The organism is Luteimonas marina (assembly GCF_007859325.1).
Taxonomy (GTDB): Bacteria; Pseudomonadota; Gammaproteobacteria; order Xanthomonadales; family Xanthomonadaceae; genus Luteimonas; species Luteimonas marina.
The window spans coordinates 60,216-82,648 of the sequence record NZ_VOHK01000007.1; the positions used below are offsets into that span (position 1 = coordinate 60,216).

20 protein-coding genes are annotated in these 22,433 nt (G+C 71.5%); 8 read left to right on the forward strand and 12 right to left on the reverse strand.

Annotated elements, in window-relative coordinates:
- Positions 1-39: 39 nt before the first annotated feature.
- The 5 genes from FQY83_RS15465 to yghX all read right to left on the reverse strand — a co-directional run bounded on the left by FQY83_RS15465 (position 40) and on the right by yghX (position 5,210).
- Positions 40-738 (reverse strand): DUF2894 domain-containing protein, encoded by a 699-nt coding sequence (locus FQY83_RS15465; RefSeq protein WP_146388883.1) that lies wholly within the window; start codon positions 736-738, stop codon positions 40-42.
- Positions 728-1,393 carry an OmpA family protein gene (locus FQY83_RS15470; protein ID WP_425478669.1) on the reverse strand — a complete coding sequence of 222 codons (666 nt, stop codon included), beginning with the start codon at positions 1,391-1,393 and terminating at the stop codon, positions 728-730. Before FQY83_RS15470 ends, FQY83_RS15465 begins: the two co-directional genes overlap by 11 nt.
- On the reverse strand, positions 1,390-3,372 hold the full coding sequence (locus FQY83_RS15475) for a DUF802 domain-containing protein (protein ID WP_146388884.1): 1,983 nt from the start codon (positions 3,370-3,372) through the stop codon (positions 1,390-1,392). Before FQY83_RS15475 ends, FQY83_RS15470 begins: the two co-directional genes overlap by 4 nt.
- A gap of 9 nt (positions 3,373-3,381) precedes the next feature.
- A complete protein-coding gene (locus FQY83_RS15480; RefSeq protein WP_146388885.1) occupies positions 3,382-4,062 on the reverse strand; it encodes a DUF3348 domain-containing protein in 681 nt (226 codons plus the stop codon).
- Between the two features lie 260 nt (positions 4,063-4,322).
- Positions 4,323-5,210, reverse strand: a complete 888-nt coding sequence (gene yghX / locus FQY83_RS15485; protein WP_146388886.1) for a YghX family hydrolase — start codon at positions 5,208-5,210, stop codon at positions 4,323-4,325.
- Positions 5,211-5,502: 292 nt separating this feature from the next.
- Between yghX and FQY83_RS15490 the strand changes: the two genes are divergently transcribed.
- From FQY83_RS15490 to mdoH, 3 genes are all read left to right on the forward strand, one after another.
- The gene (locus tag FQY83_RS15490; RefSeq protein WP_146388887.1) at positions 5,503-7,557 is read left to right on the forward strand and encodes a M3 family metallopeptidase; all 2,055 of its coding nucleotides are present in this window, start codon (positions 5,503-5,505) and stop codon (positions 7,555-7,557) included.
- Positions 7,558-7,871: 314 nt separating this feature from the next.
- Positions 7,872-9,407 (forward strand): OpgD/OpgG family glucan biosynthesis protein, encoded by a 1,536-nt coding sequence (locus FQY83_RS15495; RefSeq protein WP_146388888.1) that lies wholly within the window; start codon positions 7,872-7,874, stop codon positions 9,405-9,407.
- Positions 9,404-11,293 carry a glucans biosynthesis glucosyltransferase MdoH gene (mdoH, locus tag FQY83_RS15500; protein WP_146388889.1) on the forward strand — a complete coding sequence of 630 codons (1,890 nt, stop codon included), beginning with the start codon at positions 9,404-9,406 and terminating at the stop codon, positions 11,291-11,293. Before FQY83_RS15495 ends, mdoH begins: the two co-directional genes overlap by 4 nt.
- 34 nt (positions 11,294-11,327) lie before the next feature.
- Here mdoH and FQY83_RS15505 read toward each other — a convergent pair whose 3' ends face one another.
- The 7 genes from FQY83_RS15505 to FQY83_RS15540 all read right to left on the reverse strand — a co-directional run bounded on the left by FQY83_RS15505 (position 11,328) and on the right by FQY83_RS15540 (position 17,258).
- The gene (locus tag FQY83_RS15505; RefSeq protein ID WP_146388890.1) at positions 11,328-11,975 is read right to left on the reverse strand and encodes a hypothetical protein; all 648 of its coding nucleotides are present in this window, start codon (positions 11,973-11,975) and stop codon (positions 11,328-11,330) included.
- On the reverse strand, positions 11,968-12,756 hold the full coding sequence (gene sctT / locus FQY83_RS15510) for a type III secretion system export apparatus subunit SctT (RefSeq protein ID WP_146388891.1): 789 nt from the start codon (positions 12,754-12,756) through the stop codon (positions 11,968-11,970). The genes FQY83_RS15505 and sctT overlap by 8 nt, the downstream gene beginning before the upstream one ends.
- Positions 12,756-13,022, reverse strand: a complete 267-nt coding sequence (sctS, locus tag FQY83_RS15515; protein ID WP_238333523.1) for a type III secretion system export apparatus subunit SctS — start codon at positions 13,020-13,022, stop codon at positions 12,756-12,758. The genes sctT and sctS overlap by 1 nt, the downstream gene beginning before the upstream one ends.
- Before the next feature lie 241 nt (positions 13,023-13,263).
- Positions 13,264-14,286: an EscR/YscR/HrcR family type III secretion system export apparatus protein gene (locus FQY83_RS17925; RefSeq protein ID WP_272952467.1), complete on the reverse strand. Its 1,023-nt coding sequence runs from the start codon at positions 14,284-14,286 to the stop codon at positions 13,264-13,266.
- A gap of 160 nt (positions 14,287-14,446) precedes the next feature.
- Positions 14,447-15,580, reverse strand: a complete 1,134-nt coding sequence (gene sctQ, locus FQY83_RS15530; protein WP_146388893.1) for a type III secretion system cytoplasmic ring protein SctQ — start codon at positions 15,578-15,580, stop codon at positions 14,447-14,449.
- Positions 15,573-16,172: a response regulator transcription factor gene (locus FQY83_RS17840; RefSeq protein ID WP_146388894.1), complete on the reverse strand. Its 600-nt coding sequence runs from the start codon at positions 16,170-16,172 to the stop codon at positions 15,573-15,575. Before FQY83_RS17840 ends, sctQ begins: the two co-directional genes overlap by 8 nt.
- Positions 16,173-16,175: 3 nt before the next feature.
- The gene (locus tag FQY83_RS15540) at positions 16,176-17,258 is read right to left on the reverse strand and encodes a sensor histidine kinase (protein WP_146388895.1); all 1,083 of its coding nucleotides are present in this window, start codon (positions 17,256-17,258) and stop codon (positions 16,176-16,178) included.
- Positions 17,259-17,384: 126 nt separating this feature from the next.
- Here FQY83_RS15540 and FQY83_RS15545 point away from each other — a divergent pair, with 126 nt between their 5' ends.
- From FQY83_RS15545 to FQY83_RS15565, 5 genes are all read left to right on the forward strand, one after another.
- Positions 17,385-17,846 (forward strand): flagellar biosynthetic protein FliO, encoded by a 462-nt coding sequence (locus FQY83_RS15545; protein WP_146388896.1) that lies wholly within the window; start codon positions 17,385-17,387, stop codon positions 17,844-17,846.
- Positions 17,847-18,057: 211 nt separating this feature from the next.
- The gene (locus FQY83_RS15550) at positions 18,058-20,115 is read left to right on the forward strand and encodes an FHIPEP family type III secretion protein (RefSeq protein ID WP_146388897.1); all 2,058 of its coding nucleotides are present in this window, start codon (positions 18,058-18,060) and stop codon (positions 20,113-20,115) included.
- Between the two features lie 65 nt (positions 20,116-20,180).
- Positions 20,181-21,431: an FHA domain-containing protein gene (locus FQY83_RS15555; RefSeq protein WP_146388898.1), complete on the forward strand. Its 1,251-nt coding sequence runs from the start codon at positions 20,181-20,183 to the stop codon at positions 21,429-21,431.
- Positions 21,432-21,574: 143 nt separating this feature from the next.
- The gene (locus tag FQY83_RS15560; RefSeq protein ID WP_192906725.1) at positions 21,575-21,910 is read left to right on the forward strand and encodes a hypothetical protein; all 336 of its coding nucleotides are present in this window, start codon (positions 21,575-21,577) and stop codon (positions 21,908-21,910) included.
- A 97-nt stretch (positions 21,911-22,007) separates the two neighbouring features.
- The gene (locus FQY83_RS15565; RefSeq protein WP_158636536.1) at positions 22,008-22,421 is read left to right on the forward strand and encodes an EscI/YscI/HrpB family type III secretion system inner rod protein; all 414 of its coding nucleotides are present in this window, start codon (positions 22,008-22,010) and stop codon (positions 22,419-22,421) included.
- Positions 22,422-22,433: the final 12 nt, after the last annotated feature.

The window sequence follows — 22,433 nt, forward strand, 5'->3', positions numbered from 1 at the left end:
CCAGCGAAGCCGCCTTAGCGGACTGGATCCTTGTTTCCCCTAAGACCGGCGCTTGCGTGCCCGCGTGCGGGCGCCGCGTCTGGTGGTGGCCATTGCCGTTTCGGCCTCGACCGTGCCCGCGCCCAGTTGCTCCAGGCACGACAGCGCATCGACGTAGGCCATGAAGTGGCGCAGGTAGCCCGGCGAGGTCGCCTGCATCAGGCCGAGCGCGCGATGCACGAGGCTGGCGGAGTTGAGTGGGCCGGCGCCTGCCGGCGCCGGTTGCAGCGATTGCCGCAGCTGGCTGCGCAGGCGTACGTCCGACCAGATGCGGCGGAAGTCCTGCACGGCGTCGAGGTCGCGGTGCATCGAGCGGTCTGCGTGGTGCGCGCCGTCATCATTCGTCGCTGCTGCGTCCGCGTCCGCGGCGGCGGCTTGCGATGCGTCGTCCGCGGTGCCCGGACGTGCGACAGCGGGCGTCCCGCGGTCGAGCAGGTCGGCCAGTTCGCCGAGCGCGCCGCGCACGGGCGCACCGAGTGGATCGTCGCGGCGCGCGCCTTCGGCCTGCGCCAGTCCGCGCGTGTACTCCTCGACCAGCGCCGCCAGCTTCGCGTCGACTGCGCGCCGCGCTTCGCCGACAAGACCGTCCGCGCGCCGCTGCAGCGCGTCGATGCGGTGGAAGCGCAGCGGATCGACGCCGTCGGTGCCCGCCGCGCGCCAGTCGGCGGGTGCGTCGCGCCCCGCGCGGCTACCGTCCATCGCCCACCTGTGCGGCGGCGCGCTGCCGGGGCACGGGCGCCATCTCAACGCGGCGGTTGCGCGCGCGACCGTCTGCGTCGTCGTTCGGCGCCACCGGCTGCTGCGCGCCGAACGCGGCGGCGAACACAGAATCGGCCGGAACGCCCTCGGCGACCAGCGCGCGGGTCACGGTGAGCGCGCGCTGCGCCGACAGCTCCCAGTTGTCCTCGAACAGCGCACTGCCGGTGCGTCGTACCTGGCGGTCGTCGGTGAAGCCGCTGACCATCAGCAGTTCGTCGCGCGCGGCGAGGTAGCCGGCGAGCGGGCCGGCGAGGCTGCGCAGCAGTTCCCCGCCCTCGGGCTGCAGCTGCGCGGAGTTGAGCGCGAACAGCACGCTGCCGCGGATGCCGATGCGGCCGTCGACGAGGGTGACGCGGCCGGCGGCCAGCGGCCCGGCCAGCGCCTGTTCGAGCGTCTGCAGGCGCTGCGCTTCGGCCGCGCGCTGGCGCATCTCGTCCTCGAGCCGGCTCGACAGCTGCAGCTGCACGCCGATCACCGCGACCAGGATCAGCGCGAAGGCGCCCAGCAGCACCGACATCAGGTCGCCGAACGCGGTCCAGACCGGCGCGGTCGATTCGCCGTCGCCGTCGATCCCGCCGTGGATGTCGACGCTCATGCGGCCTCGGCCTCGGCTTCGCCGCCGGCGTTGTTCGCCGACAGGCGCTGCAGGTCCTCGATCACCTGCTTCTGCGTGAGCAGGCTCAGGTCGATCACCTCGCGCGCCTGGGCGACGTAGTAGGCGAGCTGCTCGTCGCTGCGCGCGAGCGATTTGCCGAGCGCGTCCTCGACCTGCTGCAGGCGCGCGGCCAGCGCCTGGTTGGACTGGCCGAACAGGTCGACGGCCGCGGCGAAGGCGTCGCCGAGGCTGGCGACGTCGACCGCGCTGGCGGTGACCTGGGCGGCGGCCACGTCGAGCCTGCCGGCTTCGGTGGCGATGCGTTCGTTGAACTGCGCGCCGGCGCGTTCCATCAGTTCGGCCGAGGTGGCGACGAGCGCGTCGATCGCCGCGCGCTGCTCGGTCGAGGCGTGGGTGACGCCGGCCAGCAGGGTTTCCAGCGTCGCCATGAGCGCGTTGCGCTCCTCGAGCATGGCGGTGTCGCGGACCATGCTGTCGGACAGCTTGCCGCGCAGCTCGGCGATGACCTCGGCAGCGGCGCGCGGGGCTTCGGAGGCGGCCTGCACGAGGCGCGAGATCTCGGCGATGGTGTCGCCGGCGTGCGCCTTCGACTGCGCGCCGATGTCCTGCGCGGTCGCCGCGAGCGCGTCGCAGATCGCCTGCTGGCGTTCGGCGACCTGCGCGCCGGCCTGCTGCCAGTCCTCGCGCAGCGCGGCGCCCATCGCGGCGAGGGCCTCGCCCCAGGCCGCCAGCCGCTGTTCGTCCTGCGCGGCCAGCGCGGACTGCAGCCCGGCGTGGGCGCGGGTGGCGTTGTCGACCAGCGCGGCGGCGCTGGCGTCCAGGCGCGTCGACACGTCGTCCACCAGCGCCAGCGAGCGCTGCTCGAAGCGGTCGTTGAAGTCGTCGAGGGTGTCGCGCAGCGTGTGGGCCAGCGCCTGGTTCGACGCCTGCTGCCCGGCGAGCAGCTGCCGCCAGCCGTCGGCGACGGTGGCGGTGGTGGCGTCGAAGCCGGTCGACAGTGCCTGCAGCTGGCGGTCGACGGCGCCGGTGACGCCGGCGTGCAGGGTCGCGGTCTCGCGCGCGAGGGCGGATAGCGTCGCCTCCACCGCAGGCTGCAGCACGGCGGCGGCGCTGCGCGCGCTGTCCGCGGCGGCATCCTGCAGCGACTGCGCCACCGACGCGGCGAGTTGCGCATGCGTGGCTTCGGAATGTTCGAGCAGGGCCTGCTGGTGGGCGGACTGGCGCGCGTCCGCAGCGACGCCCTGCTGTTCGAGCGCGGTCATCATCGCCTGCAGGCGCTCGACCAGGACCGGCATCAGTTCGGTCTGGCGCTGCAGCAGGCGGAAGCTTTCCTCGCGCTGGTGCGCCTGCGAATGCGCGCGCAGGGTGGTGGCGATCGCGGCGTCGAGCCGCTGCGCGACCTGCAGCCGCTCGCGCCGCAGCAGCGCCGAGAGCAGGCCGAGCATCGCCGAGGTGGCGACGCCGGCGATCGAGGTGCCGAAGGCGAAGCCCAGGCCCTTCACCGGCGCGGCCAGCGAGGCGCGGATCGCCTGCAGGTCGGTCGCGCTCTCCAGCGCGATGCCGGTGCCGCGCAGGGTCGCCATCATGCCCAGCAGGGTGCCGAGCATGCCCAGCAGCACCAGCAGGCCGACCAGGTAGGGCGCCAGCGCCGGGCCGGGCAGGGCGATGCGCTCGCCTTCCACGCGCAGGCGCACCGGGTTGCGCAGCGATGCATGCAGCGGCTGCAGCCACGCCTCGAGGTTCGCGGGCGGCTCGGACAGGCCGGCGACCGCGTGCGCCAGCGTCGCCGTGGCCTGCCGGTAGCGCAGCAGCTCCAGCGCGCCGGCGAGGTAGCAGGCGCCGATGAGCAGGGTGAACAGCAGCGCCAGCGGGTTCGCGCCGAAGTAGCCGGCCGCGATCCAGCCCGTGACCGCGAGGCCGGTGAGGAACACGACGAGGGGGAGGAGATGTTTGTGCATGGCGTCCGGTCAGCGGTTGCGAAGCGCCGCAAGCAGGCCTTCGATGGGGTGGAAGCGCAGGTCCAGCTCGGCGAGCAGCACGTGGCGCATGTCGTTGCGGAATGTGGTGCGCCAGCCGGGTGCGGCGGGCGGCAGCAGGTCGTCGGCGCCGTCGCCCGCGGTGCGGCGCAGGCGTTCGAAACGGGCGCCGAGCATCATCGGCACGGCCGCGAGCAGGGCCTGCTCGCGCGGGACCAGCGCCAGCTCCATCGCCGCGTCCACCTCGGCCAGGCGAGCCATCGCGGGCGAGGCCGCGGCGAGCCGGTCGCGCAGCTGCCCGCGCAGGCGGCCGGCGGCGGCCTGCATCGCGCGCTGGTGCTGCACGCAGTGCCGGCGGAAGGGTTCGAAATCGCTGGCGTCGCCGGCGTCGTCGCCGGCGGCGATCGCGGTCGCCAGCCGGGCGCGGGCACGGGCGCACGCCGCCGCGTCGTCGGCGTCGGCGTCGGGGGTGTCGCCTGGCTGCGTCGCATCCGTGTCCGGCGCGTGGTCGAGCGCGCGCGACAGGGCGACGGCACGGGTCCAGTCGATCCACTGGCCGAGCTGGTCCGCCGGCGCGGGGCCGGAGGATGGGAGGTCGGCGTCGGTGAGGCGGGCGAGCAGACGGATGAACGTCGGGCCGCGGACGGGCGTCCGGTGCAGGGCGGCTTCCATTGGACTGCGGGGGAAACCGGCCATTTTACGGCGCTTCGGGCGTGCGTGCGGTGGGGCGGGTCCGGTGGCCGGCCGGGCCGGGCCACTGCGGCCGGGGCAAGGCGCCCCATCCGGGAACTTCTGGAAGTCCCGAGGTTGTCATTTCGACCACAGGGAGAAATCTCCCGTCCGGTGCGCGGGAAGAAGATTTCTCCCTGCGGTCGAAATGACAGTTTCTGGACGTTTCCGTCCGGCGCCTTGACCCGGGCGAAGCGATCCGGCTACGCGAGGTGGCGCCCGAACCAGGCGATCGTCCGCTCCCACGCCAGCTTCGCCGCCGCCTCGTCGTAGCGCGGGGTGGAGTCGTTGTGGAAGCCGTGGTTCGTGCCGGGATAGACGTGTGCTTCGTAGGGTGCGCCCGCCGCCTTCAGCGCCGCTTCGTACTCGGGCCAGGTCGCGTTGACGTTGGGGTCGTTCTCGGCGAAGTGGATCAGCAGCGGCGCCTTGATCTTCGCCGCGTCCTCCGGCTTCGCCTGGCGGCCGTAGAACGGCACCGCCGCGGCCAGCTCGGGGTAGGCGACCGCGGCCGCGTGCGAGACGCCGCCGCCGTAGCAGAAGCCGGTGATGCCGACCTTGCCGGTGGTGCGCGCGTCCTCGAGCAGGAATTCGATCGCGGCGAAGAAGTCGTTCATCAGCTTCTCCGGATCGACCTGCCGCTGCAGCTCGCGCCCCCGGTCGTCGTTGCCCGGATAGCCGCCGACCGAACTCAGCCCGTCCGGCGCCAGCGCGATGAAGCCGGCCTTGGCCACGCGCCGCGCCACGTCCTCGATGTAGGGATTGAGGCCGCGGTTCTCGTGCACCACGACCACGCCGGGCAGCTTGCCCTCGGCCTTCGCCGGTCGCACGAGGTAGCCGCGCACCTCGCCGTGGCCGTTGGGCGAGGGATAGCGGATGTATTCGGCGACGATGTCCGGATCGGTGAACTTTACCTGCTGCGCCAGCGCGTAGTCGGGGCTGAGCGAGGCGAGGATTGTGGCTGCCGTGAGGCCGCCGACGGCGTAGCGGGCGGCGCGGTCGAGGAAGTCGCGGCGGCTGATGCGGCCGTGCACGTAGAAGTCGTACAGCGCCAGCAGGTCGGGGTGGAAGTCCTTCGCGGTCAGTCGGGGCATGCGGGCGCTCCTGCCGGGATCGGGCGGTCGGGACGGACACCGTAGCGGCGGATTGCCTCGGGGGAAACCCCGGGGGCTTGTCATTTCAGGGGGGCTGTCATTTCAGAGGGCTTGTCATCTCGACCGAAGGGAGAAATCTCCCTTTCGGCGCACGCGGAATGAAGATTTCTCCCTTCGGTCGAAATGACAGGTTTTTCGGTCGAAACGACAAGGCGCGCCCGCGCCATGGCATGCTTGATCCTGGGGCGGCGCGGCCCCACGTGCCCTGCATTCCCGGACGATTGCCGACGCCATGACGCCCAACCCGCTGCTCGATTTCTCCACGCTCCCGCATTTCGACGCCATCCGCCCCGAACACGTCGCACCCGCCATCGCGCAGCTGCTGGCCGAGGCCGAAGCCGCGGTGAAGGCGGCCGAAACCGTGTCGCCGGTGACCTGGGACAGCTTCGTGGTGCCGCTGGACGACGCCACCGAGCGCCTGGCACGCGCATGGAACCAGGTCGGGCATCTCGAAGGCGTGGTCAACACGCCCGAACTGCGCGCGGCCTACAACGAGGCGCTGCCGACGGTCACGCGCTTCTGGAGCGCGCTGGGGCAGAACCTCGCGCTGTTCGCGCAGTACCGCCGGCTGGCCGACGCGCCGGAGTTCGCCGGCTACGACGAGGCGCGGCGCAAGGTGGTCGAGCACGCGCTGCGCGATTTCCGCCTCGGCGGCGCCGAACTGCCGGAGGCGGAGAAGGCGCGCTTCGGCGAAATCCGCGAGGAACTCGCCGCGCTGTCGGCGAAGTTCTCGCAGAACGTGCTCGACGCCACCGATGCGTACGCGCTGTACGTCGAGGACGAATCGCGCCTGGCCGGCCTGCCCGCCGATGTCGTCGCCGCCTGCCGCGTGGCGGCGGAAAAGGACGGAAAGTCCGGCTGGAAGCTCGGCCTGCAGATGCCGGTCTACCTGCCGGTGCAGGCCTACGCCGACGACCGCGAACTGCGCGCCACGCTGTACCGCGCCAGCGCGGTGCGCGCGTCCGAACTCGGCGACGATCCCGCGCTCGACAACAGCGCGTTGATCGACCGCATCCTCGCCCTGCGCGCCGAACTCGCCGCGCTGCTCGGCTTCGCCAGCTACGCGCAGTACTCGCTCGCGACCAAGATGGCCGACACGCCGGACGAGGTGCTGGCCTTCCTGCGCGACCTCGCCGCGCGCGCGAAGCCGCATGCGCGGCAGGACCGCGCCGAGCTGGAGGCGTTCGCGAAGGAACGCCTCGGCATCGGCGCGCTCGAAGCCTGGGACCTCGGCTACGCCAGCGAGAAGCTCAAGCAGGCGCGCTACAGCTTCTCGGCGCAGGAGGTGAAGCAGTACTTCACCGAGCCGAAGGTGCTGGCCGGCCTGTTCGACGTGATCCACGACCTCTACGGCCTGCGCGCGGCGCCGGATTCCGCGCCGACGTGGCACGAGGACGTGCGCTTCTTCCGCCTCGTCGACGGCGACGGCAAGCTCGTCGGCCAGTTCTACCTCGACCTGTACGCGCGCGAGGGCAAGCGCGGCGGCGCCTGGATGGACGACTGCCGCAACCGCCGCGACACCGCGCGCGGCACGCAGACGCCGCTCGTCTACCTGGTCTGCAACTTCGGCAAGGGCGTCGACGGCAAGCCGGCGACCTTCACCCATTCCGACGTCACCACCCTGTTCCACGAAATGGGCCACGGCCTGCACCAGCTGCTCACGCGCGTCGGCGAACTGGGCGTGGCCGGCATCAACGGCGTCGAATGGGACGCGGTGGAGCTGCCCAGCCAGTTCATGGAGAACTTCTGCTGGGAGTGGCAGCGCGTGCAGGCGATGACCGCCCACGTCGACACCGGCGAGCCGCTGCCGCGCGCGCTGTTCGAGCGCATGGTCGCGGCGAAGAACTTCCAGAGCGGCATGTTCACCGTGCGCCAGCTGGAGTTCGCGCTGTTCGACATGGCGCTGCACTGCGGCTTCGATCCTGCGCAGGATGGCGTGCAGCAACTGCTCGATCGCGTGCGCGCGGAGGTGGCGGTGAACCTGCCGCCGGCGTGGAATCGATTCCAGCACCAGTTCAGCCACATCTTCGCCGGCGGCTACGCGGCCGGCTACTACAGCTACAAGTGGGCCGAGGTGCTGAGCGCGGATGCGTATGCCGCGTTCGAGGAAGCGCCGGGGAAAGTCGCCGAGACCGGCGCGCGCTTCCGCCACGAGGTGCTGGCGCGCGGCGGCAGCCGCAGCGCCGCGGAGAACTTCCGCGCCTTCCGCGGCCGCGCGCCGCGGATCGACGCGCTGCTGCGGCATTCCGGGATGGCCGGTGCCGCCGCTGCCGCGGCATCCGGCTGACCTTGTCATCCCGAGCGCAGCGAGGGATCCTGGCCGCGCGACACGGGGCCAGCGTGGTGTCCCGCAAGAAACCTTCATTCGTCATTCCCGCGAAGGCGGGAATCCAGCGTCTTTAAGCCGTTGAAAGCAAAGACACTGGATCCCCGCCTTCGCGGGGATGACGAGTCGAGAAACTTGCGGGACAGCACACCAGATCCCTCGCTGCGCTCGGAAGGACATGCCGGTACCACACCGCGGGAGGGGTGGTCTTGACGCCCGGTTAAGCCTCGGCCCGTCTAATGGCGGGAGACTTCTCTCCCCCGCCTGAGGCCTGCTTGCATCGCCGACACCTGCTCGCGGCCGGCGCGTCGCTGCCGCTGCTGTTCGCCGTTCCCGGGCGGGCCGCGCTGGCGGCGCCTGCCATGCCCGCGCCAACCGCGTTCGACGACGACACCGTGCCCGCGCTCGCGCGCGCCCTAGCCGCGCGCGCCTACGTGCCGCCCACGCGCGAGCTGCCGCCGCCGCTCGACACCATCGACTACGACCAGTTCCGCGACTACCGCTTCCGCCCCGACCAGGCGCTGTGGCGCGAGGCGGGCGCGCCGTTCCAGGCGCAGCTGTTCCATCGCGGCTTCATCTTCAAGGAGCGGATCGAGTTGCACCTGGTCGAGGACGGCCGCGCCACGCCGCTGCCCTACCGGCGCGAGCTGTTCGACTTCGGCCCGCAGACCCCGCCGCCGGACGATCCGGCGCTCGGCTACGCCGGCCTGCGCCTGCACGCGCCGGTCAACAGCGCCGACCATTTCGACGAACTGATCGTGTTCCTCGGCGCGAGCTATTTCCGCGCGGTGGCGAAGGGACTGGCCTATGGCCTGTCCGCGCGCGGGCTGGCGCTGGGCAGCGGCGATCCGGGGCCGGAGGAGTTCCCGCTGTTCCGCGCGTTCTGGCTGCAGCGTCCGGCGCGCGGCAGCGACGCCGTGATCGTGCACGCGCTGCTCGACGGCCCGAGCGTCGCCGGCGCCTACCGGTTCGCGATCACGCCGGACGGCGAGGAGACCCTGGTCGATGTCGACGCGCGCCTGTACCCGCGCGTCGAGCTGCGCAACGCCGGCATCGCGCCGCTGACCAGCATGTTCGAGTTCGACGCGGGAGATCGCGCCGGCGTCGACGACTTCCGCCCCGCGGTGCACGACTCCGACGGCCTTTCGCTGCTCAACGGCAAGGGCGAGCAGGTCTGGCGGCCGCTGCGCAATCCCGCGCAGATCGAGCAGAGCGGCTTCCAGGACACGCATCCGCGCGGCTTCGGCCTGATGCAGCGCAAGCGCGACTTCGCCGATTTCCAGGACGCCGAAGGCGCGTACGAAAAGCGCCCGAGCGCCTGGGTCGAGCCGCAGGGCGACTGGGGCGCGGGCGAGGTCCACCTGGTCGAACTGCCGACCGAAAACGAGTTCGGCGACAACATCGTCGCGTTCTGGCGCCCTGAGGCGCCGCTCGCGGCCGGGCGCGAACACCGCTTCCGCTATCGCCTGCACTGGTGCCGTGACCAAGTCTGGCTGCCGCAGCTGGCGCACGTCGTCGCCACCCGCAGCGGCGAGGGTGATGGCGAAGGGCCGCGTCCGCGCCTGTTCGTCATCGACCTCGACGGCGGGCGACTGGCCGCGCTGCCGGCCGACGCCGCGCCGCGGGTCGAGGCATCGGCCAGCGCCGGCGAACTGCGCAATCCCGTCGCCTACCGCCTCGGCAACGGCCGCTGGCGCATGAGCTTCGAACTCTGGCCCGGCGACGCGGCGCTGGTCGAGTTGCGCGCGCGCCTGCTCGACGCCTCCGGCGAACCGCTGTCGGAAACCTGGCTGTCGCGGTGGCCGGCATGAGTGCGCCCGCCGCCGCGGTCGTTCCTCCCGGAGACGCCGCCGAGCCCTGGCTGCCGCCGGAAGCGCCGCTGGAGATGCCGGTGCAGGACCTGCGCGCCGGCACGCTCGCCCATCCGCGCCTGCCGAGCACGCCGCGGTCGATCGGCTGGCGCCGCTCCTTCGTGTTCGGCGGCACGGCGGGGCTGACCCTGCTCGCCGCCTACCAGATGTGGTGGCTGATGCGCGGCGACGGCATCGCCGTGCTCGAAGGCGTGCTGCTGGCGCTGTTCGTGCTGCTGTTCGCCTGGATCGCGTTCTCGTTCATGGGCGCGCTGGCCGGCTTCGCGCGCGTCGTCGGACGTCCGGTGCTGCGGCTGGGGCTGTCGGCCGATGGCCCGCTGCCGACGCTGTCCACGCGCACCGCGCTGCTGGTGCCGGTCTACAACGAGGATCCGCAGCGCACCTTCGCCGGCGTGCAGGCGATCCTCGAATCGGTGGTCGCCACCGGGCAGGGCGCGTACTTCGACTGCTTCATCCTCAGCGACACGCGCAAGGACGACATCGCCCGGGCCGAGGAGCGCGCCTTCCTCGCCCTGCGCGAACGCCTCGGCGACGGCATCGGCTTGTACTACCGGCGTCGCCGCGACAACGCCGAGCGCAAGGCCGGCAACGTCGCCGGCTGGGTGCGCCGCTTCGGCGGCGCGTTCGCGCAGATGCTGATCCTCGACGCCGACAGCCTGATGAGCGGCGACACCATCGTGCGCCTGGCCGGCGCGATGGAGCGTAACGACGACGTCGCCTTGATCCAGACCCTGCCGGTGGTGGTCAACGGCGGCACCGTGTTCGCGCGCATGCAGCAGTTCTCCGGCCGCGTCTACGGGCCGGTGATCGCGCACGGCGTGGCGTGGTGGCACGGCGCCGAGAGCAACTACTGGGGCCACAACGCGATGATCCGCACGCGCGCGTTCGCGCAGTGCGCGGGCCTGCCGGAACTGCGCGGCAAGGAGCCGTTCGGCGGCACCGTGCTCAGCCACGATTTCGTCGAGGCCGCGCTGATGCGGCGCGGCGGCTGGGCGCTGCACATGGAGCCGGGGCTCGGCGGCAGCTACGAGGACGGCCCGCCGTCGCTGACCGACATGCTGGTGCGCGACCGCCGCTGGTGCCAGGGCAACCTGCAGCATTCGCTGGTGCTGCCGGCGCGCGGCCTGCACTGGATCAGCCGCATGCACCTGCTCGTCGGCATCGGCCACTACTTCACCGCGCCGATGTGGGCGATGCTGATGCTGGTCGGCCTGTCGATTCCGCTGCAGGCCGCGGGCATCGACGGCGAGGGCGGCGGCTACTCGCCGTTCGCCTATTGGCGCGCCGCCGATCCCGAGCGGTTCCTGTGGGTGTTCGCGCTGACCATGGCGCTGCTGTTCATGCCCAAGATCCTGGGTTTCGTCGCCACCGTGCTCGATCGCGGGACGCGCCGCGCCTGCGGCGGCGCGCTGCGCATGACCGCCGGCCTGCTGCTGGAGACGGTGCTCGCCGCGCTGATGGCGCCGATCACGATGTATCTGCAGTCGCGCGGCGTGGCCGAGGTGCTGGCCGGCCGGGATTCGGGCTGGGACGCGCAGCGCCGCGACGACGGTTCGCTGCCGCTGTCGGCGCTGCTGGCGCGCTACGGCGGGCTGACGCTGTTCGGCGTCGGCGCCGGGATCGTCGCGTATCTGGTGTCGCCGGGGCTGGCGGCGTGGATGTCGCCGGTGATCGCCGGCCTGGTGCTGTCGATCCCGCTGGTCGCGCTGACCTCGGCCCGGGCCCCGGGCGACTGGCTGCGCCGCGCGCGCATTTTCGCCACGCCGGAGGAAACCGTTCCGCCGCAGGTCGTGCGCCGCGCCGGGGCGTTGCGCACGTCGGGATGACGGCGCCCGGGCCGCCGTTTCAGCCCCGCGGGGATCAGTTCACGCATTCCGGCACGCTCACCATGTTCATCGTGCCGCCGAACAGGTTGGGCGTGAGCTTGAGACGGTAGACGACCTCGCGGCAGCCGCCTTCGCCGGGTTCGCCGGCGGCGGATTCGGGGCGTTCGGGGACATGGCGCAGCCGGTACTGGAACTGGAAGCGGGTGCCTGCGGGAAAGCCGCCGGTCGTGTCCCCGGGGGTCTCGATCTCCACGAGCAGGCGTAGGTCGTTGCCCTGCCAGGTGCCGTCGAAGCGCATCGGCTGCCCGCCGAAGCGGCCTTCGCCGCGCACGCGACCGTCGCCGAGGATCGCCAGTTCGAAGTCGTCCGAACGTCCCTGCCAGCCGTCACCCGAACGCGTGAGCGGGGCGAGGAAGCTGGCGTCGCCGTCGCGCTCCAGGCGGCCGTCGAGGATCAGCTGCGCCGCGTCCTTGCCGGTGGATTCGAGCACCGCCGTGGCCGAGCCGTGGCGTGAGGTCGCGCGGACCCCGGAGCCCTTCGGCGGCACGACCCGCGCCGACACCACGCCTTCGTAGACCTTGTCGACCGGCACCGCCGCGTCGGCGGCAATCGTGGCGCCGGCCAGCGCGATCGCCGCCGCCGCGGCGAGGGCCGGAAACCGCCTGCGCGTCCCCTCAGCCACCGAAGGTCCTCCGCAGCAGCTCCACCAGCCCCTCGCTGTCATGCAGCCGCCGCACCAGCACCTCGACGTAGACCCCGAGCAGCAGCAGGATGATCCCGGTCGCCGCCCAGGCCTTGAGCGGCAGCGTCAGCGCGAACACGTTGAGCTGCGGCGCGTAGCGGTTCACCAGGCCGAAGGAGAGGTCGACGATCAGCAGGATCACCATCACCGGCGCGGCCAGCACCAGCATCGTGGTCATGAAATAGCTGAAGTGGCCGACGAACAGGTTCATGCCCGAACTCGGCAGGTCCGGGAAGAACGAGGTCGGCGGCCAGATCGCGTAGCTGCCCATCAGCAGGTCGAGGAAGATCAGGAAGGCGCCGCTGGCCATGAACACCCAGGCCGCGAACTGCGACAGGAACTCGCTGTGCAACGAGGTCTGGTGGCCCTGGATCGGGTCGAAGATCGTGGCCATGCTCATGCCGACCTGGGTGTCGATGACGTTGCCGGCCGCGGCGATCGCCCAGAACACGATGCCGAAGCAGAAGCCGATGGCGATGCCGATGAACAGCTCCTTCACCACCAGCGCCGGCCACGAAAGCGTGCTCATCGTGCCCGGCGGCGCGGTGGTGACCACGATCGGCAGCGCCACGATCGCCAGGCTGACCAGGAAGCTGTTGCGCACCATCGCCGGCATGTTCTGCGGGCTGATCAGCGGCAGCATGATGAAGGCGCCGACGATCCGCGGCAGCGTCAGTCCCAGCGCCAGCAGCGCGGTCTCGGCCGAGGCGAAGATTTCCATCAGCGGCGGATAAGTCCGGGGAACTCGAGGAAGATCCGGTTCGAATACGTGTACAGCGTGCCGCCGATCAGCGCGCCGGTGACGAACAGCGCCAGCACGATCGCGACGAACTTCAGCGCGTAGGCGAAGGTCTGCTCCTGGATCTGGGTCGCGGCCTGCAGGAACGCGACGACCAGGCCGACGATCGCCGCCGCCGCGATCGGCGGGCCGGACAGGATCAGCACCAGCCACAGGGCCTGCTTGGTCAGTTCGAGGACTTCACCCACGGTCGCCTCCGTTGCTCCGGCCCGCGTTGTTCCTCGCCTCGATTCCGTAGACCCCCAATGCCCGAGTGTCGTCATTCCGGCGAAAGCCGGAATCCATCTTGCCGTTGCCCGTGCCCTGCGGAAGCCTTGAAGACAAAGGCAACATGGATCCCGGCTTTCGCCGGGATGACGGGGCTTGGGATGACGGGGATGAAGCGCGTCGTCCGTTGGAATTTCGGTAAACGATCAAGGCAGAAAATCCCTATGCCGTATAGGTCAGCACCAGCCCGTGCACCAGCTTCGCCCAGCCGTCGATCAGCACGAACAGCAGCAGCTTGAACGGCAGCGACACCGTGGTCGGCGACATCATCATCATGCCCAGCGCCAGCAGGATGTTGGCCACCACCAGGTCGATGATCAGGAACGGCAGGAAGATCAGGAAGCCGATCTGGAACGCGGCGGTGAGCTCGCTCACGGTGAACGCCGGGATCACCACGATGAAGTCGTCGACCGTCAGCGAGTCGCGGCGCTCGGGCGGCAGCAGGCTCTGTGCGCTGCGCAGGAAGAAGCCGCGCTCGGCGTCGTGCGAGTGCTGGATCAGGAAGGTGCGCAGCGGTTCCTTGCCGGCCTCGAACATCGCCAGCAGCTGCGCGCCGTCGCTGCCGCCGGCCGCCGGCCGCGACGATGCCGGCGCCGGCGCAACGATGACCGCCGCCGTTTCGCCGGCGGACGGCGCGCCTGTGTCCGCGGGCGCGTCGCCGGTGACGACGTTGCCGAACAGCGGTCCGGGTCCGGAGGCGGCGTCGTCGCTGCGCGCGACCCGGGCTTCCGCCTCGGCCTGCAGCGCGTCCGCGGCGGCGGGGCTGGCGGGCGGCGGGTCGTCCGTGGCCGGTGGCGCGCCCGCGCCGGCGGCCTGCGCCTGCTGCGCCTGCGCGCGTTCGGCGGCGCGCTCGGCCTGCACCCGCGCGCGCGCGGCCTGCGCGCGTTCGCGCGCATCCACCTGCGCCTGCACCGAGGCAGGCACCGGCTTGCCCTGCTGGTGCGCGGTGACCGCGTCGTAGGTGTCGAGGATCACCGGGTACATCACGTAGATCGACAGCACGATCGCCAGGCCGTTGATGACCACGTTCGGCGGCACCTGCTGCAGCCCCAGTGCGTTGCGCAGCAGGCTGAGCACGACCACGATCTTGGTGAACGAGGTCACCATGACCGCGACGAACGGCGCCAGCGCCAGCGCGACGATGACGACGAGGACGAGGGCGGGGGAGTAGCTGCTCAGATCCATGGACGCTCCTGGCCGGTCTCTCAAAAGCTCTTGGCTTCGTCATTCCCGCGCAAGCGGGAATCCATGGACGTCAGCCCATTGAAAGCAAAGTCCATGGATCCCCGCTTTCGCGGGGATGACGATGGAAGGTTTCTTTCGGGACACCACGCCCGGGCGCCGCTCAGTTCCACCACAGCAGGCGCACGCCGAGGGTGTCGCCCACGGCGACCACCTCGCCCTGGCCCACGGCCTGGCCGTTGGCGCGGATCGTCACGTTCGCCCCTTCCAGCGGCGCGGCCAGCGGGAACACGTAGCCCGGCTGCAGCGACGACAGCTCGCCCACGCGCAGCTCGCTGCGGCCGAGTTCGAAGCTGATCTCGACCGGCAGCTGGCGCGCCAGCGCGTCGGCATCGGCGGGGGAGGCTGCGCCACCGGCATCATCGGCGTCGCGGGTGTTGTCGTTCATGGGGGAGGGCTCCTGCACAACGGTCTGAAGATGTCTCGGCGCGCCACCGACCTGCCAGCCGCCGGCGACGGGTGCCAGCGGCCAGGCGAGGCGGCCGGCCACCGCTTCGGCCTGCGGCGGCTGGCTGCGGCGGCCGGCGACGAGCACGTCGCCCGGCTGCAGCGACGAGAACTCGGCGAACGGCAGCGGCGCGATGCGCCACTGCAGCGAAACGGGCACGCCGAGATCGCGCCAGCGGCCCAGCGGCTGCGGCGCATCGTCGTAGGGCGGGTCGGCGCGTTCGAGCAGGCGTTCGGTCCATGTCGCGGGCACGCGCAATGCGCCCTGCAGCGACGGCATGCGCGACGCGCTGCCCTCGGCCGGCTCCTCGTCGACGATGAAATCCAGCCACAGCTGCGCGTCCGCGTCCGCCGGCGCCTCGCCCGGTTCCGCCAGCGGCGTGAGCACGACGCCGAACGCCTCGCTCAGCCGCATCAGCTGCGCCTCGTGCGCGAGGCTCCAGGCGAGCACGCGCGAGCGGCCCTGATAGTCGCTCCAGTGCGGGCCGCCGGCCTGCGGCGCGGCCTGCAGGCTCAGGCCGACGCGGCTGCCCTCGGCCTCGAGTTCGAAGGTCTGCGCGGCGGGCGCGGGCTTGCCGGGCATGAACTGCAGCAGGCCGTTGTCGCGCAGGGTCCAGCCCTGCGACGCGGAGAAGAAGCCGCGCAGGGCCGCGGCCTGCGTCGTCGACAGCATCGGCACCCGCCCGCGCAGCGGATGCGCCTCGCGTACCGGCGGAGGCGTCGCGGCCTTGCGCGGCGCGGCGCGCGCAGGCGACTTGCGCGCGGGTTTCTGCTTCGCGGGATCAGCCATGTCCGAGCGCCACCTTCATCAGTTCGGGCAGCGAACGCACGCCCAGTTTCGACATCATGTTCGCCCGGTGCAGTTCCACGGTCTTGATGCTGATGCCGAGGATGTCGGCGATGATCTTGTTGGGCTTGCTGGCGACGACGAGGTCGAGCACCTGGCGCTCGCGCGGGCTCAGTTTGCCCAGCGCCTCGTTGCGCACCGGCGCATGCTCGCGCCGGCTGGCGATCGCGGCCTCGATGGCGTGGGTCAGCGCCTCGTCGGTGAAGGGCTTCTCGAGGAAGTTGGCCGCGCCCTTGCGCATCGCCTCGACCGCCAGCGGCACGTCGCCGTGTGCGGTGACGAACACCAGCGGCAGGCGGATGCCGCGGCGGATCAGTTCTTCCTGCAGCTGCAGCCCGCTCATCTGCGGCATGCGGATGTCCGAGACCAGGCATTCCTCGTGCGCGCCGTGGCGTTCGCCGTCGTAGGCGGCCAGGAAGGCGGCGCCCGAGGCGTACGGGCGCGGCTCGAAGCCCGCCGTCTCCAGCAGCCACGCGGTCGATTCGCGGAAGCCGTCGTTGTCGTCGACCAGGTAGACGACGCGTGCGGATGCCATTCCCTAGATCCTCCCTTCCGCCTTCGGCAGCGTGAACGCGAACACGCTGCCGCCGCCGGGCCTGGGTTCGAAGAACAATCGTCCTTCATGGTATTCGATGATCGAACGGCAGATGGCGAGGCCGATGCCGAGACCGTCGCTCTTGGTGGTGAAGAACGGCGAGAACAGCTGCTCGCTGTCGGCCGCGCTCAGGCCGCCGCCGCGGTCGAGCACGCGCACCTCGACCTCGTCGTCGAGGTTGACGCGGCCCTCGATGCGCAGTTCGCGCTGCGCCGACGGCACTTCGCGCATCGCCTCGATCGCGTTCTTCACCAGGTTCAGCAGCACCTGCTCGACCATCACCCGGTCGGCGTAGACCGCGGGCAGGGTGCCGGCCAGGGCGAGGTCGATGCGCAACTGCTGGCGCTCGGCCTCCAGCCGCAGCAGTTCGAGCACGGTGCCGGCGATGACGGCGACGTCGTGCGCGTCGCGCCGCGGCTCGCGCGCGCGCACGAATTCGCGCACGCGCGCGATCACCGCGCTGGCGTGCTCGGCCTGGGTGCGCGCGGCGACGAGCGCGCGTTCGACCTGCGCCGGCCCGCCGGCCTGGCCGACCAGGCGCAGGCTGCCGTTGAGGTAGTTCACGATCGCGGCCAGCGGCTGGTTCATCTCGTGCGCGAGGGTGGCGGCCATCTCGCCGACCGACATCAGCCGCGAGGTGAACAGCAGCTTCTCCTGCTGGTGCTTGTGCGTGTCCAGCGCTTCGAGGCGCTCGCTGATGTCGACCGCTGTCAGCAGGTCGAATTCGCCCTTGTCCAGTGCCAGCGTGCGCCAGTGCAGCGCGTACCAGTGGCCGCTGTGCGGCGCCTTGGCCTCGGCGCCATCGTCGTCGCCGGCCACGCCGAGCGCGGACAACAGCTGCGCGCGATCGCGATAGCCGGGCAGTGCGGAAAATGCTTCGTCGAAGCGATCGTTGCCCGCGACCAGCGCGCCGTTGGCGCGCGAGAAGGCGGCGCAGGCGAAGGGAATGGCGTCGAGGATCGCGCCGAGCGTCGTCGAGGCCGCGTCCGCGGCGCTCCGGCGGCGGGCGGCGGACGGCGACGTCACGCGGTCGATCCCTTGCCCGCGACGCGCCCGCGGGCCGCGGGCCGCTTGTCGCGCGCCGCCGGCCTGCTACGGTAGTCGCCCGCGACGCCGCGCGCGTCGTCCCCACGTGCCGTGCGAAGACCCCCGATGATGCCGAGCCAACGCCACGCCCTGCTATCGTCCCTGCCCTTGTCCGTGCTGCTGCCCGCGTCCGCGGCGGCCACCGGCGCCGCGCCCGCCGCGCCCGCCGCGACGGCGGCGACAGGCCCGTCGTACGTCTGGGAACTGCTGGCGATCCTGTTGCCCCTGGCCTTCATCATCGTCTGCCTGCTCGTCCTGTTGCGTCTGCTGCGGCGGCGCTTCGGCCTCGCTGGCCCGGATGCGCCGCTGTCCGTGGTCCAGGTGCTGCCGGTGGGTCCGCGCGAGCGCATCGTGGTGGTGCGTTCGCGCGCCGGCCGCGCGTTCGCCATCGGTGTCGGCGCCGGCGCGGTGACGCTCATCTCCACGCTCGACAGCGACGACCTCGGGCCGCTCGACGCACCCGCGCAAGCGCAGGACAACGGTGGCCTGATGGCGCTATTACAGCGAGGCAAGGTTAAACGACCGTGATGCGCGGTGTGGGAGCGGTCACATTGTGGTGATGTAACGGAATGAAACCACGCGTTGACGCACGCATAACATCGCGTCGATATATGTTCGCTCCTTGGCGATGCGCGGCAGATCGATCTCCGGGCCCGGAATCACGTGACGGCCCGCACAGATCGAGACGCGAGCCGGGCATGTCGAGCGCAATGCGGTTCCTTTCCCCCACGAGCCACGGATGACGACGAACGTACGCAGCTGGCTGACCTCCCTGTTCGCGGCCCCGGAAGGCGCGGCGCCGCGCAAGCGGCTGGGCTACAGCGACGTGGTGCTGGCCTTCGGCGCGGTGCTGATCATCAGCGTGATGATCCTGCCGCTGCCGCTGGTGGCGCTGGACACCCTGGTCGCGATCAACATCTCGATCGGCTTCGGCCTGCTGCTGCTGGGCATCTACATCCCCAACCCGGTTGCGTTCTCCAGCTTCCCCAGCGTGCTGCTGCTGACCACGCTGTTCCGGCTGGCGATCTCGATCGCGATCACCAAGTCGATCCTGCTGCACGCCGAGGGCGGCCACATCGTCGAGACCTTCGGCACCCTGGTCGCGGGCAACAACCTCGTGGTCGGCCTGGTGGTGTTCCTGATCATCACCGTGGTCCAGTTCATCGTGATCGCCAAGGGCGCCGAGCGCGTGGCCGAGGTCGCCGCGCGCTTCACCCTAGACGCGATGCCGGGCAAGCAGCTGTCGATCGACTCCGACCTGCGCTCGGGCCTGATCGACAAGGACGAGGCGCGCCGCAAGCGCCGCCTGCTCGAGACCGAGAGCCAACTGCACGGCTCGCTCGACGGCGCGATGAAGTTCGTCAAGGGCGACGCGATCTGCGGCATCGTCATCATCCTGGTCAACCTGCTCGGCGGCCTGGCGATCGGCGTGCTGCAGAAGGACATGTCGCTGGCGCAGGCGACCCACACCTACAGCATCCTCACCATCGGCGACGGCCTGGTGTCGCAGATCCCCGCGATCCTGGCGACGATGGCCGCGGGCCTGGTGGTGACGCGCACCGCGGGCGAGATCGAGGACCGCCACCTGGGCGACGCGATCAGCCGCCAGGTCGGCGCGCAGCCGCGGGTGGCGCTGATCACCGGCCTGCTGGCGCTGCTGATGACCCTGGTGCCGGGCTTCCCGTGGCCGGTGTTCCTGGTGCTCGGGCTGGGGCTGCTGGGCTACAGCGCGTTCCGCTACCGCCACCAGTTCGAAACCCTGCGCAAGCTGTTCAAGGTCAGCGACGAGGAAGTCGCCGCCGCGCAGGCACCGGAGGAGACCGACGATTTCGCGCCGCCGCCGCCGCTGCTGCTGGAGCTGTCGCCGACGCTGGCGGTCGCGCTCGGCCAGGAGCCGCCGCGCGCGCGCATGGCCGCGGTCACCCGGCAGGTGCGTGATGAATTCGGCGTGCCGCTGCCGGCGCCGGTGGTGCGGATCGCGGCCTCGCTGCCCGAGGGCGAGTACCGGCTCAGCGCGCACGGCGCGCGGGTCGCGTCCGGGCGCCTGCCACGCTCGGGTGCGTTCGTGCCCCAGCTGCCCGGCGCCGCGCCGCAGCCGGGCTTCTTCCCGCCGCTGTCGGGGCAGTGGAGCGAAGGCGTCGCCGCCGAGGGCGCGCTGGCGCCGCTCGACGTGATGGCGCTGCACGTCGACGCCGCGCTGCGGCGCCGGCTCGGCAGCTTCCTCGGCATCCAGGAAACCTCGAACCTGTTCGGCAAGATGCAGCGCGACTACCCGGACCTGGTGAAGGAGATGCTGCGCGTGGTCGCGCCGCAGCGCGTGGCCGACGTGCTGCGGCGCCTCGCCGAGGAGGGCGTGCCGGTGCGCAACCTGCGCGACGCGTTCGAGGCGATCACCGACGTCGGCAGCCGCGAGAAGGACGTGGTGCTGCTGACCGAGTACGTGCGCGTGGCGCTCAAGCGCGAGATCGCCGAGCGCTGGTCCGACGCCGAGCGCAACCTGCACGTGCTGCTGATCCATCCCGAACTCGAGGACAAGCTGCGCCAGTCGGTGCGCGTGGCCGGCGGCGCCAGCCAGCTGGCGATCTCACCCGAGCTCGCCGCGCGGCTCGGCAACGAGGTGCGCGCGCACCTGGGCCGGCAGGCGCCGGGCGTGCGCCCGGTGCTGCTGTGCTCGCTCGACGTCCGCCGCCACCTGCGCAAGCTGATGGAAGTGGATTTCTTCGAACTGCCGGTGCTGTCCTACCAGGAACTCGCGCCGGACCTGCGCATCGTGCAGGCGGGGCAGATCAATGCCTGATCCGCGCCGCCCGCCGACCCTGAAACCCGTCCCGTGGGATCCCCCGCCCGCTGGAGCCAAGCCCGATGTCGTCTTCCCCCGAACCAGACAAACATCCCCCTGACGCCGACGCCGCGGTCCTGCGCATCGTCGCCGGCCTGCACGCCGGCGCCAGCCGCCCGCTGTCGCGCCGCGAAATGGTGCTCATCGGCAGCGGCGACGACTGCGACGTGGTGCTCGCCGACCTCGGCGTGGCCGCGCACCACGCGCTGCTCAACGTCGTCGACGGACGCTTCCATCTGCGCGCGCTGGACGCGCCGGTGGAACTGCCCGGGCGCACCCTGCACCCGGGCGATCCGGTCGAGGTCGCGCAGGTGCAGCGCATTGGCCTCGGCCACGCCGCGATTGCGTTCGGGCGCAGCGATGCCACCGAGTGGCTCGCGCTCGCGCCCGAACCCGGCGACGACGCGCCGCCGCGCCGGCCGAAGCCGGCGTTCGCGAGCCGGCTGCCGCTGATCGCGGGCATCGCCGTGCTGGCGCTGGCCGCGCTGGCGATCTTCGCGGCGTGGATGCCGGCCAAGCCGCCGCCGGTCGATGTCGAACAGCGCCTGCGCGAGCTGGCGCGCGAGCATCGCGTCAGCGACGTGAAGATCACCCGCAACGTCGACGGCCACGCGGTGCTGTCGGGCACGGTCGACAACCGCGGGGTCCGCGACAAGCTGCGCGCGCAGCTGGAAGGCGAGTCGCTGCCGGCGAGCGTGTCGCTGCGCAGCGGCGAGGACCTCGCGGTCGACGTCGCCGAGGTCATGCGCACCGGCGGATTCCCGGTGCAGGCCGAATACCTGGGCAGCAACAACGTCCGCGTCAGCGGCCACTTCGGCGGCGACGAAAGCGCGGTGCGCGACTTCATCCGCTCGCGGGCGATGGTCGAGACCGGCGTCAACATGGTCGAGCCGGTCAACCTCGACGCCGCCGCCGACGCCAGCGCGGATGCGCGCGACGCGGCGCCGGCGCAGGCGCACGTGGTGTCGATCGTGCGCGGCGATTCACCGTACGTGGAGACGGCCGACGGCGAGCGCTACCACGTCGGCGACGCCATTCCGGGCTGGGGCGAGCTGATTTCGATCGGCGCCTACGCCCACGTGCTGCAGCCCGACGGCGCGCTCGCCAAGCTCAGGCCGTCGCCCGCGCCCGCGCCGCCGCCGGAGGACGAGGCGGATGCGGCGCAGGCGCCCGGCAACGGCCGCGCGGCGTCGCAGCGCCCCGCCAATGTCGTTCAGAAACCTGAAACCGCGCCGGGCGTGCGCGCGAGCGCGATCGATGCAGACACGATGTGAACAACCCCTGCGGTAAACCCTAGGTCACGGTTTGCGGCAACAAATATCCGCTACAGTCCGGCCACAGTCCCAATCGAAACCGTTCGGATTCGACGCAGCACGGATCGAGGTTCGATCCCTCATACGCACAAGGAGCCAAGGCGATGACGATCCCAACCGACAACAACCTGATCAACCAGTACATCGGCGCCGCGACGTTCTCCAACGGCCCGGGCGGCACCGGCGGCGCGCGCACCGGCGGTTCGGGCGGCGGCACCAGCTGGTACGAAGCGATGTCGCGCGCGTGGGGCCAGACGCTGGACGCGCAGGCCACCGAGATCACCAACCTGTCCGACCAGATCGGCACCGGTTCCGACCAGCCCTCGCAGATGGTCGCGCTGACCGCGGCGAGCCTGAAGATGCAGTTCATGTCGAACAACGCCGCGACCTCGCAGAACAGCGTGGCCGAGTCGCTGAACGCGGTCGCCAGGAAGCAGTAGTCGCGCCACGGGCGGCTGATCGCGATTGGCGCGCGGCGCAGACGCCCGCGCGCCGCGGTTCGACGGCGCCGGCATGGCGCTTCAAGGAGCAACGGACATGATCGATGCAATCCAGGTGGCGGCCTTGGAAGCGGCCGCGAATCCCGCGGCCGCACCCGCGCTGCAGCCGCAGGCCTCCGCGGTCGACGTGCGCGAGTTCGCGCAGGCGATGGAGCGCAGCGGCGGCGCGAAGCCGGCCGGCGCGCCCGAGGCGGTCGCGAACCCGGCGCCGGCCGGCGAATCGGCCAGCGCGAAGATGATGGTCAGTGCCTTCGACAGCCTCAACGGCACGGCCAAGAACATCGAGTCGCTCTCGCGCGCCATGTCGGCGAGCGCGACCGAGATGACGCCGGGACAGATGCTCGAGATGACGATGCAGTGCCACCAGTTCCTGTTCCAGTCCCAGCTCACCTCGAACGTGGCCAACCGCACGTCCGACGGCGTGCAGCAGCTGTTCCGGCAGCAGTCCTGATCCTTCCGGAGC

Coding starts and splice junctions, on each gene's coding strand:
- FQY83_RS15465 (WP_146388883.1), bottom strand. CDS start 738: ATGGACGGTAGCCGCGCGGGGCGCGACGCACCCGCCGACTGGCGCGCG.
- FQY83_RS15470 (WP_425478669.1), bottom strand. CDS start 1,393: ATGAGCGTCGACATCCACGGCGGGATCGACGGCGACGGCGAATCGACC.
- FQY83_RS15475 (WP_146388884.1), bottom strand. CDS start 3,372: ATGCACAAACATCTCCTCCCCCTCGTCGTGTTCCTCACCGGCCTCGCG.
- FQY83_RS15480 (WP_146388885.1), bottom strand. CDS start 4,062: ATGGAAGCCGCCCTGCACCGGACGCCCGTCCGCGGCCCGACGTTCATC.
- yghX (WP_146388886.1), bottom strand. CDS start 5,210: ATGCCCCGACTGACCGCGAAGGACTTCCACCCCGACCTGCTGGCGCTG.
- FQY83_RS15490 (WP_146388887.1), top strand. CDS start 5,503: ATGACGCCCAACCCGCTGCTCGATTTCTCCACGCTCCCGCATTTCGAC.
- mdoH (WP_146388889.1), top strand. CDS start 9,404: ATGAGTGCGCCCGCCGCCGCGGTCGTTCCTCCCGGAGACGCCGCCGAG.
- sctT (WP_146388891.1), bottom strand. CDS start 12,756: ATGGAAATCTTCGCCTCGGCCGAGACCGCGCTGCTGGCGCTGGGACTG.
- FQY83_RS17925 (WP_272952467.1), bottom strand. CDS start 14,286: ATGGATCTGAGCAGCTACTCCCCCGCCCTCGTCCTCGTCGTCATCGTC.
- sctQ (WP_146388893.1), bottom strand. CDS start 15,580: ATGGCTGATCCCGCGAAGCAGAAACCCGCGCGCAAGTCGCCTGCGCGC.
- FQY83_RS17840 (WP_146388894.1), bottom strand. CDS start 16,172: ATGGCATCCGCACGCGTCGTCTACCTGGTCGACGACAACGACGGCTTC.
- FQY83_RS15545 (WP_146388896.1), top strand. CDS start 17,385: ATGATGCCGAGCCAACGCCACGCCCTGCTATCGTCCCTGCCCTTGTCC.
- FQY83_RS15550 (WP_146388897.1), top strand. CDS start 18,058: ATGACGACGAACGTACGCAGCTGGCTGACCTCCCTGTTCGCGGCCCCG.
- FQY83_RS15555 (WP_146388898.1), top strand. CDS start 20,181: ATGTCGTCTTCCCCCGAACCAGACAAACATCCCCCTGACGCCGACGCC.
- FQY83_RS15560 (WP_192906725.1), top strand. CDS start 21,575: ATGACGATCCCAACCGACAACAACCTGATCAACCAGTACATCGGCGCC.
- FQY83_RS15565 (WP_158636536.1), top strand. CDS start 22,008: ATGATCGATGCAATCCAGGTGGCGGCCTTGGAAGCGGCCGCGAATCCC.